Origin of the sequence: Mycobacterium sp. E2989, from assembly GCF_001667595.1 — a bacterium.
Classification (GTDB): Bacteria; Actinomycetota; Actinomycetes; order Mycobacteriales; family Mycobacteriaceae; genus Mycobacterium.
In genome coordinates, this window is the sequence record NZ_LZJX01000075.1 from 47239 (window position 1) to 62451 (window position 15213).

21 protein-coding genes are annotated in these 15213 nt (G+C 69.5%); 6 read left to right on the forward strand and 15 right to left on the reverse strand.

Features of this window, described 5'->3' with window-relative positions; genetic code table 11:
• Nucleotides 1–3: 3 nt before the first annotated feature.
• Nucleotides 4–1041: a dihydrodipicolinate reductase gene (locus A5680_RS13705; RefSeq protein WP_067820198.1), complete on the forward strand. Its 1038-nt coding sequence runs from the start codon at nucleotides 4–6 to the stop codon at nucleotides 1039–1041.
• Here the strand turns inward: A5680_RS13705 and A5680_RS13710 are convergent.
• Nucleotides 1030–1881 carry a helix-turn-helix transcriptional regulator gene (locus A5680_RS13710; protein ID WP_067820130.1) on the reverse strand — a complete coding sequence of 284 codons (852 nt, stop codon included), beginning with the start codon at nucleotides 1879–1881 and terminating at the stop codon, nucleotides 1030–1032. The two genes, A5680_RS13705 and A5680_RS13710, sit on opposite strands and share 12 nt — an antisense overlap.
• A 74-nt stretch (nucleotides 1882–1955) precedes the next feature.
• Here A5680_RS13710 and A5680_RS13715 point away from each other — a divergent pair, with 74 nt between their 5' ends.
• Nucleotides 1956–2594 carry a class I SAM-dependent methyltransferase gene (locus A5680_RS13715; RefSeq protein ID WP_369827661.1) on the forward strand — a complete coding sequence of 213 codons (639 nt, stop codon included), beginning with the start codon at nucleotides 1956–1958 and terminating at the stop codon, nucleotides 2592–2594.
• Here the strand turns inward: A5680_RS13715 and A5680_RS13720 are convergent.
• A complete protein-coding gene (locus A5680_RS13720; RefSeq protein WP_067820133.1) occupies nucleotides 2591–3823 on the reverse strand; it encodes a zinc-binding dehydrogenase in 1233 nt (410 codons plus the stop codon). The genes A5680_RS13715 and A5680_RS13720 overlap by 4 nt on opposite strands.
• Entirely contained in the window at nucleotides 3820–4581 is a 762-nt protein-coding gene (locus A5680_RS13725) for an SDR family oxidoreductase (protein WP_067820136.1), read from the reverse strand. Before A5680_RS13725 ends, A5680_RS13720 begins: the two co-directional genes overlap by 4 nt.
• 96 nt (nucleotides 4582–4677) lie before the next feature.
• On the opposite strand from A5680_RS13725, the gene A5680_RS13730 reads away from it, so the two are divergent.
• The 3 genes from A5680_RS13730 to A5680_RS13740 are packed head-to-tail and all read left to right on the forward strand — an operon-like array spanning nucleotide 4678 to nucleotide 7461.
• Nucleotides 4678–5619 carry a class I SAM-dependent methyltransferase gene (locus A5680_RS13730; RefSeq protein ID WP_067820139.1) on the forward strand — a complete coding sequence of 314 codons (942 nt, stop codon included), beginning with the start codon at nucleotides 4678–4680 and terminating at the stop codon, nucleotides 5617–5619.
• The gene (locus A5680_RS13735; RefSeq protein WP_067820142.1) at nucleotides 5616–6524 is read left to right on the forward strand and encodes a class I SAM-dependent methyltransferase; all 909 of its coding nucleotides are present in this window, start codon (nucleotides 5616–5618) and stop codon (nucleotides 6522–6524) included. The genes A5680_RS13730 and A5680_RS13735 overlap by 4 nt, the downstream gene beginning before the upstream one ends.
• A gap of 22 nt (nucleotides 6525–6546) precedes the next feature.
• Nucleotides 6547–7461, forward strand: coding sequence for a class I SAM-dependent methyltransferase (locus tag A5680_RS13740; RefSeq protein ID WP_067820144.1), 915 nt, complete (start codon nucleotides 6547–6549; stop codon nucleotides 7459–7461).
• On the opposite strand, the gene sppA is transcribed toward A5680_RS13740, so the two are convergent.
• A complete protein-coding gene (gene sppA / locus A5680_RS13745; protein WP_067820148.1) occupies nucleotides 7458–9230 on the reverse strand; it encodes a signal peptide peptidase SppA in 1773 nt (590 codons plus the stop codon). The two genes, A5680_RS13740 and sppA, sit on opposite strands and share 4 nt — an antisense overlap.
• Nucleotides 9231–9269: 39 nt before the next feature.
• On the opposite strand from sppA, the gene A5680_RS13750 reads away from it, so the two are divergent.
• The gene (locus A5680_RS13750; RefSeq protein ID WP_067820204.1) at nucleotides 9270–10196 is read left to right on the forward strand and encodes an LLM class flavin-dependent oxidoreductase; all 927 of its coding nucleotides are present in this window, start codon (nucleotides 9270–9272) and stop codon (nucleotides 10194–10196) included.
• On the opposite strand, the gene rplO is transcribed toward A5680_RS13750, so the two are convergent.
• The 11 genes from rplO to A5680_RS13805 all read right to left on the reverse strand — a co-directional run bounded on the left by rplO (nucleotide 10197) and on the right by A5680_RS13805 (nucleotide 15147).
• Nucleotides 10197–10637, reverse strand: coding sequence for a 50S ribosomal protein L15 (rplO, locus tag A5680_RS13755; RefSeq protein ID WP_055401833.1), 441 nt, complete (start codon nucleotides 10635–10637; stop codon nucleotides 10197–10199).
• Nucleotides 10634–10816, reverse strand: a complete 183-nt coding sequence (gene rpmD / locus A5680_RS13760; protein ID WP_055401836.1) for a 50S ribosomal protein L30 — start codon at nucleotides 10814–10816, stop codon at nucleotides 10634–10636. The genes rplO and rpmD overlap by 4 nt, the downstream gene beginning before the upstream one ends.
• Complete coding sequence (gene rpsE / locus A5680_RS13765; protein ID WP_055401838.1) at nucleotides 10813–11481, reverse strand: 30S ribosomal protein S5; 669 nt, start codon at nucleotides 11479–11481, stop codon at nucleotides 10813–10815. Before rpsE ends, rpmD begins: the two co-directional genes overlap by 4 nt.
• Nucleotides 11482–11513: 32 nt before the next feature.
• The gene (rplR, locus tag A5680_RS13770; RefSeq protein ID WP_082459801.1) at nucleotides 11514–11882 is read right to left on the reverse strand and encodes a 50S ribosomal protein L18; all 369 of its coding nucleotides are present in this window, start codon (nucleotides 11880–11882) and stop codon (nucleotides 11514–11516) included.
• 41 nt (nucleotides 11883–11923) lie between these two features.
• Nucleotides 11924–12463: a 50S ribosomal protein L6 gene (gene rplF, locus A5680_RS13775; RefSeq protein ID WP_055401841.1), complete on the reverse strand. Its 540-nt coding sequence runs from the start codon at nucleotides 12461–12463 to the stop codon at nucleotides 11924–11926.
• Nucleotides 12464–12473: 10 nt separating this feature from the next.
• Nucleotides 12474–12872 carry a 30S ribosomal protein S8 gene (rpsH, locus tag A5680_RS13780; protein WP_055401845.1) on the reverse strand — a complete coding sequence of 133 codons (399 nt, stop codon included), beginning with the start codon at nucleotides 12870–12872 and terminating at the stop codon, nucleotides 12474–12476.
• Between the two features lie 82 nt (nucleotides 12873–12954).
• Nucleotides 12955–13140 carry a type Z 30S ribosomal protein S14 gene (locus A5680_RS13785; RefSeq protein WP_003873499.1) on the reverse strand — a complete coding sequence of 62 codons (186 nt, stop codon included), beginning with the start codon at nucleotides 13138–13140 and terminating at the stop codon, nucleotides 12955–12957.
• Between the two features lie 4 nt (nucleotides 13141–13144).
• Entirely contained in the window at nucleotides 13145–13708 is a 564-nt protein-coding gene (gene rplE / locus A5680_RS13790; protein WP_055401847.1) for a 50S ribosomal protein L5, read from the reverse strand.
• Nucleotides 13709–13712: 4 nt separating this feature from the next.
• The gene (rplX, locus tag A5680_RS13795) at nucleotides 13713–14030 is read right to left on the reverse strand and encodes a 50S ribosomal protein L24 (RefSeq protein WP_067820151.1); all 318 of its coding nucleotides are present in this window, start codon (nucleotides 14028–14030) and stop codon (nucleotides 13713–13715) included.
• Entirely contained in the window at nucleotides 14031–14399 is a 369-nt protein-coding gene (gene rplN, locus A5680_RS13800) for a 50S ribosomal protein L14 (protein WP_003403649.1), read from the reverse strand.
• A 211-nt stretch (nucleotides 14400–14610) separates the two neighbouring features.
• Nucleotides 14611–15147 carry a DinB family protein gene (locus tag A5680_RS13805; RefSeq protein ID WP_067820154.1) on the reverse strand — a complete coding sequence of 179 codons (537 nt, stop codon included), beginning with the start codon at nucleotides 15145–15147 and terminating at the stop codon, nucleotides 14611–14613.
• Nucleotides 15148–15213 lie beyond the last annotated feature (66 nt).

Below are 15213 nucleotides of genomic sequence, written 5' to 3' on the forward strand. Positions count from 1 at the left end.
GGCATGGCGCCCTACCGAGTAGTCCAGTGGTCGACCGGCAACATCGGCAGCAGGGCGCTCGGCGTGCTGCTTGACCGCGACGACTTCGAGGTGGTGGGCGTGCACGCCTTCGGCCCGGACAAGGTGGGCCGCGACGCGGGCCTGCTGGCCGGCCGGGCCCCGGCCGGGGTGGCCGCGACCGACAACGCCGACGCGCTGATCGAGCTTCGGCCGGATTGCGTGAACTACATGCCCCGGGTCATCGACTACGAGCTGGTGCTCAGGATGCTGCGCTCCGGCATAAACGTCGTCACGACGGGCGATTTCCTGACCGGCACCCATCACCCGGTCGAGCTCCCGGCGCTGCAAGCGGCGGCGCGGGAGGGCGGCGCGACCTTTTTGGGCACCGGGTTCGAGCCGGGCTTCATCAACGTCGTCGCCGGCTTCCTCACCGGCGCGTGCCGCGAGGTCGACCACGTCAAGCTCGTCGAAACCCTGGACTGCACAACCTATCCCGTGTGGGACGTGTGGAAGGTGCTCGGCTTCGGCAAAACCCCCCGCGAACCGGTGACGCAAATCGACCCGGCGACACAACGATTCGGGTTGGGTTACTTCGAGACGCTGGACATGATCGCCGCCATGCTGGGCGTCGAACTCGACTTCAAGGACGCGTTCGTCGAGCCCGCGGTGTTGACCCGCGACCTGCACCTGGGCTGGGTGGACTTCGCGGCCGGCACCATCGGTGGCCAGCGCCGCACGTATCGCGGCCACCGCGGCGGCCGCCCCGTGGTCGAGCTGGCCATCTGCTGGACGATGAGCGACGACGCGCTCGACCCGCAATGGCCCGACCCCAAGGGCTTCAGCGTGGTGATCGAAGGCCGGCCACACGTCGACGCCACGATCCGGTTCGGCAAACCGGGCGAGGACGTGATGACGGTGTTGATGGACAGCACCGCCGTCGCGGCCGTCAACGCCATCCCGTTCCTGTACGACGCGCGGCCGGGTGTCATCACCCCGATCGACTTGCCCATCTCCGGTTCCAAAGGGGCACTAACGGTTTGAACCGCGCCATTCGCGCGGCGTGATGCCGTGCGTGCGGCCGAACAGCCGGCTGAAATAGCCGGGATCGCCGATGCCGACCCGCCTGGCCACCTCCCCGACCGGGAGCTCCGTCTGGGTCAGCAGCTCGCGGGCGGCCGCCATCCGGCGCTCGGCGATCCACTCCCCGACCGTCCGCCCGGTGCGGCGCCGCACGACCGTGGTCAGGTGCCCGGGCGTCATGCCGAGTTCGTCGGCCACGTCGCGCAGCGACAGCGGCTCCGCGTGCCGCCGGTCGATCACCTCGAACACTCCGGCCAGCAGCGGTTCGGCGCTGCGGCGCAACTCGGCCACCGCCGGGCCCGCCAGCCGCGCGAGGTCGATCAGCAACAGCGTCAGGTGCGCCAGGACCGCCTGGCGATAACCGTCCTGGCCGCCGGCCAGCTCGGCCTCGATCGACGCGATGGCGTTGTCCCACAAGGGCCGTCGGTCATCGGGCAACTCGAGCCGCAGCACGCCGCCCGCGTGCCCGTGCAGGAACGGGAACAACAGCGGATGCGCCCGCCACGTCGGCCACGCCGACGCCGCGTCCTCGCCCAAGGCGGCGGGATCGAAGAACACCGCGACGCCGTCGTCGAGATGGAAGCCCTGCGCGGGGTCGAGCACCGCGCCCGCCGCCAGCACGTGCACCGCCCCGTCCGCGGGCACGTACCAGAGCGCCGGAAAGTCGTGGATGTGCCGGCCGCGTTCCCCGAGACCGGGCCCCGCTCGCAGCAGCGCCACCGGGGGCGTGCCCGGGTCCGCCCGGTATTCGTAGACGGGCACGCCGCCGCGCTGGCTTACCATCCGCGCTAGCCGTGCCATATCCCCGAAGATAGTCCCATTAGTTCCGATAATCGACCAATTCTTCTGCGATGCAGGCGTTCACCATGGGTAATGTGACGAAACATCATCCACATGACTACCTGCCCGCCGCGGGCCACGACGCGCTGCTGCCCACCTACGACCTGATGTCCCGCCTGCTGGGCATGAAGAAGGTCCAACGGGCCCTGATCGCGCAGGCCGAGATCACCGACGGTCAGCGCGTGCTGGAAATCGGCTGCGGGACGGGCAATCTCACCATTCGTACCAAACGGTCTCATCCCACGGCCGAGGTGATCGGCTGCGACCCCGACCCGCGGGCGCTCGAGCGGGCGCGGCGAAAGACGAGCGAAGTCCGTTTCGACAGTGCCTACGTCGAACGGCTCCCGTACGCCGACGGCGAATTCGACCGCGTGCTGTCGTCGATGATGCTGCACCACATCGGCGAGGACGCGAAAAGCACCGCCGCGGCGGAGGTTTTCCGGGTCCTGCGCCCCGGCGGCAGTCTGCACCTGGTGGACATCGGCGGCGAGCCGGCCGCCGAGCACGGCCTGGCGGCGCGGCTCATCAGGCGCAATCACCACGCGGCGGGCAACCTCGGCGACGCGATCCCCCGGCTGCTGCGCGGGGCGGGGTTCGAGTGCACGGAGGTGGCATCGATGCGGCACCGGGTCCTCGGGCGGCTGAACTACTACCGCGCCACCCGCCCCGCCTAGCGCTGGTCGATCGCGACCTTCACCGCCCCGCTATCGCCCTGGTTGGCGATCGCGAGGAACGCGTCGCGCCACTGGTCGAGCCGAAAGGTGTGGGTCAGCATGGGGCGCAAGTCGATTCGGCCGCCGGCGGCCAGGTCGAGGTAGTGGGCGATGGCGTGCTTGCGCCGGCCCTCGACCTCCTCGACGCCGAACGCGTTCGACCCCACGAGCGCGATCTCCTTGAAGTACAAGGGGCTCCACTCCCAGCGGCCGGGGGCGTGCACACCCGCCTTCACCAACGTCCCCCGCGAACGCAGCGCCCGCACCCCCACCTCGAACGTCTCGGGTTTGCCGACGGTGTCGTAGACCACGTCGAGCGCGCCCGGGTGGGCCATCGGCAGCCCCAGCAGCGGCTGTCGCAGCCGCCCGCCGCCCCAGGCGACCAGCTCCTCGATCAGGTCCAGCCGCGGTTCGTGCGCCAGCACCTTGGCGGCCCCGAACCGCCGGGCCAGCTCCGCCTGCGCACCGAAGCGCGCCACCACGGCGACGGCCACGTCCGGGTAGAGCGCCCGCAGGATCGCCACCGCGCACAACCCCAGCGAGCCGGCCCCGTACACCAGGGCGCGGCCGCCGCGCGGCGGCGGGTGGCGGGTGATCGCGTGCAGGGACACCGAAAACGGGTCGGCGAACACGGCCATCTCGTCCGAAATCGCGTCCGGCACCCCGAACAGCATGCTGTCGTGGGCGGGCATCAGCTCGGCGTAACCGCCCGTCACGTCGGCGGACACCCCGGTGTGGATGCCGGCCTTGATGTCGCCGTCGGTGAAGCTCCAGCACAGGCTGTAGTCGCCGTCTTCGCATGCCGGACACGGCGGCTCGATGCCGCGGGGGCCGCAGGACAGCCACGGGTTGAGCACCACTCGCTGCCCCACCTCGAGGCCGCGGGCCCTAGGCCCGAGCGCCACCACGTCGGCGACCACCTCGTGGCCCATGACCTGTGGGAAGGAGCAGAAGGACGACATGGCGTTGTCGGCGTCGCCCTCGCCGAAATCCATCAGGATCTGCTTGGAATCCGAGCCGCAGATGCCGGTCAGCCGCGGCCGGGTGAGCACCCAATCGTCGTGCGGCAGTTGGGAATCGGGCACGTCCCGCAGCGCGGTCGGGGTGCGGCCCAGGTTCACGGTGAGCGTGTTCGCGCCCTCGGGCACCTCGACCGGCTCCGGCGCGACGCCGTACACCAGCGCCTTCATCTCGGCGCCATCCCGGCCGCTCCCGCGATGTACGCATCGAGATCGGCGTTCTTGGCGTCGACTACCCCCTTCAGGTCGGGCACGTAGTGCTCGAAACCGTCACCCTCCAGGGCCGCGATGATGCCGTCGGCCACCTCGTCCGCGGGCACCTTGGGGCCCTGGTAGAGCGGCTCCTCACTGCCGGGCCGGTCCCAGATCTCGGTGTCGACCGGGCCCGGCTCGATCAGCTTCACCGACACCCCGGAGCCGTGCAGGTCCACGGCCATCGCCTCGCTCCACCCGCACAATGCGAACTTGCTTGCGCAGTAAGCGGATTCGTGGATGATTCCGAGCCGACCGCCGACGCTCGACACGTTGACGATCATCCCCGATCCGCGCGCCAGCATCCGCGGCAACAGCGCCAGCGTCAGCCGCATCGGGGCGAAGAAGTTGACCCGCATGACGTGCTCGACCTCGCCGGGCTCCAGCGCGGCAACGGGCCGCCGCTTGGGGACGGCGGCGTTGTTGATCAGCACGTCGATGCCGCCGAGCGCCTCCCAGGCCTGGGCGGCCAGGTCCTGCAGCGCCGCGGTGTCGGCCAGGTCGGCCACCCACATCGCCGAGGACGGCGAGGTCCGCCGGCACTCGGCCAGCACCTGTCCGAGCCGGTCCCGGCGCCGCGCGACGAGCCCCACCACCGCGTGCCGCCCGGCCAGCTTGCGCGCCAGCGCGGCCCCCAGCCCCGACGAAGCGCCCGTGATCAGCACCCGATCGCTCATCAGTCAAGGTTGCCGCGAAACGCGGGAAGCGTACAGTGGTAGCAGCTTGTTATATCGACTAAATATTAGATGGACTAGTTCTGAACAGGGGCAAACATGACTTCCACCAGGTATGAGGGCGACACCTGGGACCTGGCCTCCAGCGTCGGGGTGACCGCGACGATGGTGGCCGCGGCCCGCGCGGTGGCGACCCGGGCCGAGCGCCCGCTGATCAACGACCCGTTCGCCGAGCCGCTGGTCCGGGCCGTCGGCGTAGACCTGCTCACCCGGCTCGCGACCGGCGAAGTGAACCCGGACGAGCTGAACGACGTGCACGACGGCTCCACCGGTTCGGCCGGCGCGATGTCGCGGATGGCCGACAACATGGCGGTGCGCACCAAGTTCTTCGACGAGTTCTTCCTCGACGCGGCGGGGGCGGGCATCAAACAGGCCGTGATCCTGGCCTCGGGGCTGGACGCCCGGGCCTACCGGCTGGCCTGGCCCGCCGGGACCGTCGTCTACGAGGTGGACCAGCCGCAGGTGATCGAGTTCAAGTCGCGCACCCTGGCCGAGCTGGGCGCCGCGCCCACCGCCGACCGGCGCGTGGTGGCCGTCGACCTGCGCGACGACTGGCCCGCCGCGTTGCGCGCCGCCGGGTTCGACCCGGCGCAGCCGACCGCGTGGAGCGCCGAGGGTCTGCTCGGCTACCTGCCGCCGGAGGCGCAGGACCGGTTGCTGGACACCATCACCGAACTCAGCGCGCCGGGCAGCCGGCTGGCGACCGAGAGCGCGCCCAACCGCGAGCCCGGTGACGAGGAGAAGCTGAAGGAACGCATGCAGCGCATTTCCGAGCGCTGGCGCGCGCACGGTTTCGAGCTGGACATGGCGGGGCTGGTCTACTTCGGGGAGCGCAACGAGGCGGCCGCCTACCTCAGGGATCGTGGGTGGGCGCTGGAAGTGGTCAGCATCCGAGAGCTGTTCGCGGCCAACGACCTTCCGCCCCTGGATGGAGACGACACTCGCATGGGCGACATGCTCTACGTGAGCGGCACGCGATGAGCGTGGGACGTAGCGAAGGCGACAGCTGGGGCCCCGCGTCCAGCGTGGGAGCGACGGCCACCATGGTCGCGGCGTCGCGCGCGGTGGCGTCGCAGGGGCCCGACGCGCTGCTCGACGATCCGCTGGCCGAACCGCTGGTGCGCGCGGTCGGCCTGGAGCCCTTCATCCGCATCGTGGACGGGCAGGTCGATTTCGAGGACGACCCGCTGTTCAATCGCAAGGCGCGGGCCGAACAGATCACAGTTCGCACCCGCTTCTTCGACGACTTCTTCATCGGCGCCACCAAAGCCGGTGTGCGCCAGGCGGTGATCCTGGCGAGCGGGCTGGACACCCGGGCCTACCGGCTGGGCTGGCCGGCGGGCACCGTCGTCTACGAGATCGACCAGCCACAGGTCATCGCCTTCAAGACCGACACGCTGGCCGGCCTCGGCGCCGCCCCGACCGCCGAGCGCCGCACGATCGCGATCGATCTGCGCGACGACTGGCCTGCGGCGCTGCGCGAGGGCGGGTTCGACGTTGCCCAGCCGACGGCGTGGAGCGCGGAGGGGCTGCTCCCCTACCTGCCGCCCGAGGCCCAGGACCGGTTGTTCGACAACATCACCGCGCTCAGCGCGCCGGGCAGCCGGCTGGCCACCGAGCACGTGCCGGATCCCAATGTGTTCTCCGACGAGCGGTTGCAGCGCATCAGCGAACGGTGGCAGCGGCTCGGTTTAGACCTCAACGCGGCCGACCTGTTCTACCGCGGCGAGCGCAACGTCGTCGTCGACTACCTGCAGACGCACGACTGGCAGGTCACCACCTATCCCGCCCGGGAGTTGTACGCGCAGAACGGGTTCGACTTCCCCGAGGACGAGATGTCGGCGACCTTCGGCGAGTTGAGCTACGTCGCCGCGACGTACAAGTAGCGAGTTGGCTAGGGTTTCGGCTATGTCACGCGCTCACGACGACGAGTGGGATCTGGCGTCCAGTGTGGGCGCGACCGCGACCATGGTGGCCGCCGGTCGCGCCATGGCGACCCGCGATCCCCGCGGCCTGATCCACGACCCCTTTGCCGAACCGCTAGTTCGCGCGGTGGGGGTGGACTTTTTCACCAAGATGATGGACGGCGAGCTCGACCTGGAAGCGATCGAGAACGCTTCGACGGTGCGCATGCAGGCGATGGTCGACGGAATGGCGGTGCGCACCAAGTACTTCGACGACTACTTCATCAACGCCACCGACGGCGGGATCCGGCAAGTCGTGATCCTGGCGTCCGGCCTGGATTCGCGCGCCTACCGGTTGCCGTGGCCGGACGGCACGGTGGTCTACGAGATCGACCAGCCGCGCGTGATCGACTTCAAGTCGGGCACGCTGGCCGGCATCGGTGCCGAACCGACCGCGACGCGGCGCACCGTGCCGATCGACCTGCGCGCCGACTGGCCGACCGCCCTGAAAGCCGCCGGGTTCGACACGACGGCGCCGACCGCGTGGCTGGCCGAGGGGCTGCTGATCTACCTGCCGCCCGAAGCCCAGGACCGGTTGTTCGACAACATCACCGCGCTCAGCACGCCCGGCAGCACGGTCGCGACCGAATTCGTGCCCGGCATCATCGATTTCGACGCCGAGCGGGTGCGCGAGATGTCCGGCTCGTTTCGCGACCACGGCGTGGACATCGACATGGCGTCGCTGGTCTACGCCGGCGAGCGCAACCACGTGGTGGACTACCTGAGTTCCAAGCGGTGGAACGTCGAAGGGATCACTCGAACGGAACTGTTTGCGCGCAACGGCATCGAGGCGCCACCCCCCGAGAACGACGACCCGCTCGGCGAGATCATCTTCATCAGCGGCGGGCTTACCGGCTAGAACCGCGCCTGCCCCGGCCACAGCGCGCTGGCGCCGTTGACGCTCTGTTCGACGTTGTCCCGGATGCCGGCGAGCGTGCGGCCCAGCAGGGCGGCCAGCGCGTCCGACACCGACGCGGCGGCCGGCTGCGACGAGGCGCGTGGCCGCACCATGTCCAGCAGCGACGAGCTCGGATAGTTGACGATGCGGACCTCGTCGTCCTGGTCCAGCCCGGCCAGCACCTTGGCCCGGCGCACCGCCGTGCGCAAGCCGCCGAGTTCGTCGACCAGGCCGCGCTCGAGGGCGTCGGCGCCGGTCCAAATACGCCCCTGCGCAACACGATCGGCGGCCTCGGCCGTCAGGTTGCGCGCCTCGGCGACCCGCTGCACGAAGTCGGCGTAGAACAGGTCGGCCTCCGCCTCGCGATGGGCCTGCTGCTCCGGCGTGAACGGCGCGTCGATCGACCAGACGTCGGCATTGGCGTTGGTGCGCACGGTGTCCGAGCCGACCCCCAACCGCTCCAACAGGTCCCGGATCACCAGCTTGCCGGTGATCACCCCGATCGAGCCGGTCACCGTCGCGGGGTTGGCGACGATGGCGTCGGCGCCCATCGAGACGTAATAGCCGCCGGAGGCCGCCACGGCGCCCATGGACGCGACCACCGGCTTGCCGCGCTTGCGGGCCCTGGTCACCTCGCGCCAGATGCTCTCGGACGCGGTGATCGTCCCGCCGGGACTGTTCACCCGCAACACGATCGCGGACACCGAGTCGTCGGCGGCGGCCTGGCGCAGCGCCGCGCCGATGGTGTCGCCGCCGGCGGTGGCGGCGCCCAGCGGCAGGAACTGGGGTCCGCCGCGCCCGTCGACGATCATGCCGTCGAGCGTGATGACGGCCAGCGTCGGCTTGGGCCGGCGGCCGGGAACCGACGGCCGGGGCGGGGCCAGTCGCGAACGGGCGGCACCGGCGTAGCGCGCCAGGTACAGCCGCGGCGGCTCGGTGTCGTCCGAAACATCCTTCACGCCAACCAGTTCCGCGATCCGGGCGTAGGCCTCGTCGCGGAATCCGATCCGGTCGAGCAGCCCGGCGCTCACGGCGTCGTCGCGCAACAGCGGCGCGCGGTTGGCCAGCGTGTCCAGCGCGCCGGGGTCGAGCTTGCGGGCCTCGGCAATGGCCTGCCACGCCTGCTGCTGCAGGCTTTCCAGCATGCGGGTGACGGCCTCGCGGTGCGCGGTCGTGAAGCCGTGCTCGGTGAAACGGTTTGCCGCCGACTTGTATTGGCCGCGCGCGACGAATTGCGGTTCGATCCCCGCCTTGTCGAACGCGTCGCGCAGGAAGGTGGCGTTGCTCGCGAAACCGATCAGCCCGACGCTTCCCGACGGCTGCATCCACACCTCGTTGAACGCCGAGGCCAGATAGTAGGACAGCGTGCCCGGGTAGGTTTCGGCCCACGCCAGCGAGGGCTTGGCGGCGCTGAACGCGATGACGGCCTCGCGCAACTCCTGCACCGCCGCGGGCGGCGAGGCGGCCAGTTGCACGCGGGCGATCAGCCCGGCGACGCGCGGGTCCTCGGCCGCGCGGTGGATGGCGGCCACCGCGTCGCGCAGCGTCATCGGCCTGCCGCCGCCGAAGATCGCCAGCGGGTCGAACCCCGTCGCCTCGGGCGGCGCCGAACGCAGGTCGAGTTCGAGCACGCAGCCGTTGGGTACGCCGTGGTGGCGGGCGGTGTCGACGCGCCCGGCCAGCGCGCGGACGTCGTCGACCCCGGGAAACGAGGGCAGGAAGGCGAACATGTTCGCAGCCTACCGACACCGCCGCCGTACGGTGGTGGGGTGAGGTTCTCCATCGCCATCCCCCAATTCGATTACGACGGGTTCGACGGAGAGGGCCTGCGGGATTACCTGGTCCGGGCCGAGGATCTGGGCTTCGAGGGCGGCTGGGTGCTCGAGCAGATCGTCGGCGAGGCACCGCTGCTGGCGCCCCTGGAGCTGCTGGCCTACTGCGCGGCCTGCACCCGGCGGCTGCGCCTGGGGGTCGCCGTGCTGGTGACGTCGCTGCACGACCCGCTGCAGCTGGCCTCTTCGGTGACCGCCGTCGACCGGCTGAGCCACGGCCGGCTGGATCTCGGCGTCGGAACCGGTGGCGGCTTCCGCAGGTTCGCCGCGTTCGGCGTCGAAAAGGACACGTACATCTCGTATTTCACCGAGGGGCTGAAGCTGATGAAGGCGGCCTGGTCCGACGAACCGCGGGTGAGTTTCCACGGCCGATTCCGCGACGTCGACGACCTACCGATCGCACCCAAGCCGGTGCAACGGCCGCACCCGCCCATCTGGTTCGGCGGCCTGGCGCCCAGGGCCCTGGCCAGGGCGGTGCGCCACGGCGACTCGTTCCTGGGCGCCGGTTCGTCGACCACCGAGGCCTTCGCCGGGGCCGTCGCCGTGGTGCGCCGCGAACTCGACGAACAGCAAAAGGACGCAGAGCATTTCACCATCGGCAAGCGCGTCTACCTGATGGTCGACGACGACGCCGCGCGGGCCCGCGAACGGGTGCTCGCCGGGCTGCGGCGGATCTACGGCAAGATGCCGGGCGTCGAAGACGTCCCGGTGTCGGGCACACCCGACGACGTCGCGCGCGGGCTGCGGGAGGTGATCGACGCTGGCGCCGAATACCTGCTGCTCAATCCCGTCGGCGTCGACGTCGACGAGAACCGGGAGCAGATGGAACGCCTTGCCGCGGAGGTCATTCCGCGGCTCGGCTGATCAGAGCTCGGTGACCGATCCGCCGGCGGCGGTGATCTTCTCGCGGGCGCTGCCGCTGAACTTGTGCGCGGTGAGGTCGACCTTGACGGTCAGCTTGCCGTCGCCGAGGACCTTGACCAACGCGTTCTTGCGGACCGCGCCCTTGGCCACCAACTCGTCCACGCCGATGGAGCCGCCCTGCGGGAAGAGCCGGTTGATGTCGCCGACGTTGACGATCTCGTATTCGGTGCGGAACCGGTTCCGGAATCCCTTGAGCTTGGGCAGCCGCATGTGAATCGGCATCTGCCCACCCTCGAAGGTGGCCGGCACGTTCTTGCGGGCCTTGGTGCCCTTGGTGCCACGGCCGGCGGTCTTGCCCTTCGAGCCCTCACCGCGACCGACGCGGGTGCGGGCGGTCTTCGAGCCGGGCGCGGGCTTCAGATCGTGCAGCTTGATGGTCACTTGGCCTCCTCCACCTCGACGAGGTGATTGACCACCGCGATCAGGCCGCGGGTCTGTGGGTTGTCCTCACGGATCACCGAATGGCGAATCCGTCGCAGCCCCAGGGTGCGCAGGCTCTCCCGCTGCTTCCAGCGGGCCCCGATGGTGCTACGCACCTGGGTGATCTTCAACTGGCTCATTGCGGTGCCGTTCCCTCGCGCGCGGCACTGGCGGCCAGCGCTTCACTTTCACGTCGTGCCCGCAGCATTCCGGCCGGGGCGACGTCCTCGATGGGCAGTCCGCGCCGGGCGGCCACCTCCTCGGGCCGCTGCAGCAGCTTGAGCGCGGTGACGGTGGCGTGCACCACGTTGATCGCGTTGTCGCTGCCCAACGACTTGGCCAGGATGTCGCGCACGCCAGCGCATTCCAGCACCGCACGCGCCGCGCCGCCGGCGATCACACCGGTACCGGGGCTGGCCGGGCGCAACAGCACCACGCCCGCGGCCGCCTCACCCTGCACCGGGTGCGTGATGGTGCCGCCGATCAGCGGCACCCGGAAGAAGCCCTTGCGCGCCTCTTCCACGCCCTTGGCGATGGCGGCCGGAACTTCCTTGGCCTTGCCGTAGCCGACGCCAACCATGCCGTTGCCGTCGCCCACGATGACCAGGGCGGTGAAGCTGAAGCGCCGACCACCCTTGACCACCTTGGAGACACGGTTGATGGCGACGACCCGCTCCAGGTAGTTGCTCTTGTCGCCGTCGCGGTCGCGGCCACCACGCCCGCCGCCGTCGCGCCGACCGCGGTTGTCGCGGTTGTCGCGGTTGTCGCCGCGGGCCTCAGGGCCGCCGGCCGACTGTTCCGCCATTATGCGGTCCTTCCGGTCTGGTTCTCGGTCATCTAGAAACTCAATCCGTTCTCGCGCGCGGCATCGGCCAGCGCCGCGATCCGTCCGCCGTAGGTGTACCCGCCGCGGTCGAACACCACGGTGTCGATGCCGGCGGCCTTGGCACGCTCGGCGATCAGCTGGCCCACCCGCACGCTGCGGGCCTTCTTGTCGCCGTCCAGGCCGCGCACGTCGTCCTCGATCGAGGACGCGGCGGCCACCGTGGTGCCGTTCTCGTCGTTGACCAGCTGCACGTGGATGTGTCGCGCGGAGCGGTTGATGACGAGGCGGGGGCGCTCGGGCGTGCCCGCGATCTTCTTGCGCAGCCGGGCGTGCCGACGCAGCCGGGAGACCCGACGCGTAGCGGATACGCTCTGCCCCACCGGCTTTCGCGCGGCGGTGTCAGCTTGTTTTTGCGCCATGACTACTTACCTGTCTTTCCGACCTTGCGGCGGATCTGCTCGCCCTCGTAGCGCACGCCCTTGCCCTTGTACGGGTCGGGACGGCGCAGGCGGCGGATGTTCGCCGAAATCTGGCCGACCTTCTGCTTGTCGATACCGGTGATCGAGAACTTCGTCGGCGACTGGACCGCGAACGTGATGCCCTCTGGCGCCTCAATGACCACGGGGTGGCTGTAACCCAGCGCGAACTCGAGGTTGGCGCCCTTGAGCTGCACGCGGTAACCGACGCCGAAGATCTCCATCTTGGTGGTGTAGCCCTCGGTCACGCCGGTGACCAGGTTGGACACCAGGGTGCGCGACAGCCCGTGCAGCGAGCGGTTGCGCCGCTCGTCGTTGGGACGGGTGACCACGATCGCGCCGTCCTCGTTGCGCGCCACCGTGATCGGTTCGGCGACCGTCAGATTAAGGCTGCCCTTGGGCCCCTTCACCGAGACCTGCTGGCCCTCGATCGTTACGTCGACTCCGGCGGGAACCGGAACCGGCTGCTTACCAATGCGCGACATGTCTATCCCCTCACCACACGTACGCGAGGACTTCGCCGCCCACGCCCTGTCTGGCTGCCTGACGATCGGTCAACAGGCCCGAGGAGGTCGAGATGATCGCCACGCCCAGGCCGCCGAGCACGCGCGGCAGGTTGGTGGATTTCGCATACACCCGCAGGCCGGGCTTGGACACCCGCCGCAACCCGGCGATGCTGCGCTCCCGGCTGGGGCCGTACTTGAGCTGGACGACCAGCGACTTGCCGACCCGGGCGTCTTCCGTCCGGTAGTCGGTGATGTAGCCCTCGGCCTTGAGGATCTGGGCGATGTTGGCCTTGATCTTCGAGTGCGGCAACGTCACCTCGTCGTGATACGCCGAATTGGCGTTGCGCAGACGTGTCAAGAAGTCTGCGATCGGGTCCGTCATCGTCATGACAGCGTTGGTACCTTCCTCGCGGTGGTTCCCGGTCCGGGCCTGTCGCGCGCCTGTTCTGGGTTGGTCTTGGGGTCCTGGATTACCAGCTGCTCTTTTGCACGCCGGGCAGTTCGCCCGCGTGCGCCATCTCGCGCAGGCAGATCCTGCACAGGCCGAACTTGCGGAAGACCGCGCGCGGCCGGCCGCACTTGTTGCAGCGCGTGTAGCCGCGCACCGCGAACTTCGGTTTGCGTGCGGCCTTGTTGACCAGTGCCTTCTTCGCCATCTGCTCAGTTCTCCTTGAAGGGAAAGCCGAGGGCCCGCAACAGCGCTCGTCCTTCGTCGTCGGTTGTCGCCGAGGTGACGACGTTGATGTCCATGCCGCGAACCCGGTCGATCTTGTCCACGTCGATCTCGTGGAACACCGACTGCTCGGCCAGGCCGAAGGTGTAGTTGCCGACACCGTCGAACTGCTTGGGCGACAGGCCGCGGAAGTCGCGGATACGCGGCAGCGCGATCGAGGTGAGGCGGTCCAGGAACTCCCACATCCGGTCGCCGCGCAGGGTGACCCGCGCGCCGATCGGCATGCCCTCACGCAGTTTGAACTGCGCGATCGACTTGCGCGCGCGACGAATCTCGGGGCGCTGCCCGGTGATCAGGCTCAGGTCGTTGACCGCGCCGTTGATCAGTTTCGCGTCGCGTGCCGCGTCGCCGACACCCATGTTGACGACGACCTTGGTCACCGTCGGGATCTGCATGACGTTGGCGTAGCCGAACTGCTGCTGCAGCGAATCGCGAATCTCGTTGCGGTAGCGCTCTTTCAGGCGCGGCTGCACTTTTTCTGCTGTGGTCATGGCCTCAGATGTCCTTGCCGTTGCGCTTGGAGATGCGGACCCGCTTGCCGGTCTCCTCGTCGACGCGGTAGCCGACGCGAGCGGGCTTGCCGTCGGAGTCGACCACCATCACGTTGGAGACGTGGATCGGGGCTTCCTGCGTGACGATTCCGCCCGACTGCGCCCCGCGCTGGTTGGTCGAGATCGCGGTGTGCTTCTTGATCCGGTTGACGCCTTCGACCAGCACGCGGTTGCGGTCGGGGTAGGCCTGCAGCACCTTGCCCTTGGCACCCTTGTCCTTGCCGGCGATGACCAACACGGTGTCGCCCTTGCGGACCTTCATTTACAAAACCTCCGGGGCGAGCGAGATGATCTTCATGAACCGCTTCTCGCGCAGCTCGCGGCCGACGGGGCCGAAAATGCGCGTGCCGCGCGGGTCGTTGTCCGGCTTGATGATCACCGCGGCGTTCTCGTCGAACTTGATGTAGCTGCCGTCCGGGCGGCGGCGCTCCTTGACCGTGCGCACCACGACGGCCTTGACGACGTCCCCGCGCTTGACGTTGCCGCCGGGGATGGCGTCCTTGACGGTGGCGACGATGACGTCACCGATGCCGGCGTAGCGTCGCGACGAACCGCCGAGCACCCGGATGCACAAGATCTCCTTGGCGCCGGTGTTATCGGCGACCTTCAGCCGCGATTCCTGCTGAATCACTCGATCTCCTGACCTGGTTGCGTGTGCACGGCAGGAGGCAAGCCACAGCCCACCAAAAAACCTGACATGCGCGGTCTTTGTCACCGAAGGGCACGCGGGGCCGATTCGCACCGGCCGAGGTCTGCCCAAGGCAACCCCTAGAGTCTAGGGGACGACCAGCTCAGAGCCAAATTCGCGACCGAAGCGGGAGCGACCTGGCCGCGAGGCGGCTTCAGCGAGCCGTTTCCCCGATTCTCCGGATATCGGCGAGGTGATGCACGCCCTCGTGCATCGCCTGGCGGACCAGCCAGCGGGCCGTGCGCCGCTCCCCCGGTAGCCGGGTCCCGGTGCGGTCCCAGCCGTCGTCCGCAATGCGCGCGAGTTCGTCGCGAAATCCCGCCGCGGCGGCCGCCAGCTCGCCCAGCGTGGCGTCGATGTCGCAGTCGTTGTAGCGGAAGCGGCGGGCCCGCAGGTCGTTGAGCATCGGCTCCCACGCGGGCCGGTCCTCGGTGCGGACGCGGTGCAGCCGGATGGTGAAGCTGACGTAGACGTCGCGCAGGTGGCAGAGGTACTCGGCGACCGACCACACGCCGGTGCCGGGCCGCACACGTCGCACCTCGGGCGGAATCGCGGACACGGCCGCGCGCACCCGCTCCGGCAGGGCGGCGATGACGCCGACCGCTTCGTCGGGCGGGGTGTCGGAATAGCTCAGCCCACAATCGGCGCAGACGTAATCTTCGCCGGCCAGCGGGGGCAGCGACGCGGACATGAAGCAATCATCCTGTGTCTGTGCGGAAACCGCCGCGGGAAATCCCGGCCGGGCGTTAAGATTTCG